Source organism: Streptococcus sp. VTCC 12886 (assembly GCF_049893425.1).
Taxonomy (GTDB): domain Bacteria; phylum Bacillota; class Bacilli; order Lactobacillales; family Streptococcaceae; genus Streptococcus; species Streptococcus suis_AA.
In genome coordinates, this window is the sequence record NZ_JBMVJB010000074.1 from 1 (window position 1) to 896 (window position 896).

At 44.0% G+C, this 896-nt stretch carries 6 tRNA genes and 1 pseudogene; 6 read left to right on the forward strand and 1 reads right to left on the reverse strand.

The window, feature by feature from the left end:
• Window position 1 precedes the first annotated feature (1 nt).
• The 6 genes from ACPC57_RS11525 to ACPC57_RS11550 all read left to right on the forward strand — a co-directional run bounded on the left by ACPC57_RS11525 (window position 2) and on the right by ACPC57_RS11550 (window position 506).
• A tRNA-Phe gene (locus tag ACPC57_RS11525) sits at window positions 2–74 on the forward strand.
• A 15-nt stretch (window positions 75–89) separates the two neighbouring features.
• Window positions 90–170, forward strand: a tRNA-Tyr gene (locus ACPC57_RS11530).
• Window positions 171–177: 7 nt separating this feature from the next.
• A tRNA-Trp gene (locus ACPC57_RS11535) sits at window positions 178–248 on the forward strand.
• 7 nt (window positions 249–255) lie between these two features.
• Window positions 256–328, forward strand: a tRNA-His gene (locus ACPC57_RS11540).
• 11 nt (window positions 329–339) lie between these two features.
• Window positions 340–411 (forward strand) — tRNA-Gln (locus ACPC57_RS11545).
• A gap of 11 nt (window positions 412–422) precedes the next feature.
• A tRNA-Leu gene (locus ACPC57_RS11550) sits at window positions 423–506 on the forward strand.
• Window positions 507–623: 117 nt separating this feature from the next.
• On the opposite strand, the pseudogene ACPC57_RS11555 reads toward ACPC57_RS11550, so the two are convergent.
• Window positions 624–821: pseudogene (locus tag ACPC57_RS11555) on the reverse strand (tyrosine-type recombinase/integrase); the annotation flags it as partial.
• Between the last annotated feature and the right edge of the window lie 75 nt (window positions 822–896).

Genomic DNA, 896 nt, shown 5'->3' on the forward strand with positions numbered 1-896 from the left:
TGGCTCGGTAGCTCAGTTGGTAGAGCAATGGATTGAAGCTCCATGTGTCGGCGGTTCGATTCCGTCTCGCGCCATTAACTTAATATTTTGGAGAGATAGCGAAGAGGCTAAACGCGGCGGACTGTAAATCCGCTCCTTCGGGTTCGGGGGTTCGAATCCCTCTCTCTCCATACCTTTGCGGGCATAGTTTAAAGGTAGAACTAAGGTCTCCAAAACCTTCAGTGTGGGTTCAATTCCTACTGCCCGTGTTCTATGGCGGGTGTGGTGAAGTGGTTAACACATCAGATTGTGGCTCTGACATTCGGGGGTTCGATTCCCCTCACTCGCCTATTTTGTTATTGGGGTATAGCCAAGCGGTAAGGCAAGGGACTTTGACTCCCTCATGCGTTGGTTCGAATCCAGCTACCCCAGTTTAACTATATGCCGGCGTGGCGGAATTGGCAGACGCGCTGGACTCAAAATCCAGTGTCCGCAAGGACGTGCCGGTTCGACCCCGGCCGCCGGTATAGTTTAAAAGACAAGGTTTCTAAGCCTTGTCTTTTATTTTTTCCTATAGAATTGTTGGCCAGAGTTACTTAAAATTTCTTCCTAATTATATATGTACATCTAATGCCTTGTATTTTCTACAATAAATCATCTAATTTTTCTGCCAAGTCTTTCTGTTTACTTGGATACAAGTGTGAGTAGGTATCAATTGTTGTTGTAATTGAAGCATGTCCTAAACGTTCTTTTACTATATGATAATCCTCACCTTGGTTTATTAAAAGGGATGCGTGGGAGTGTCGAAAATCATGTATTCTTATTTTTTTTAGTTGCCTATCGTAACCGCCCAATAACAAGGTATATTGAAAAAGGATCCAAAGTCCTGTCGACTCTGGAACCTTTTTCTATTTACA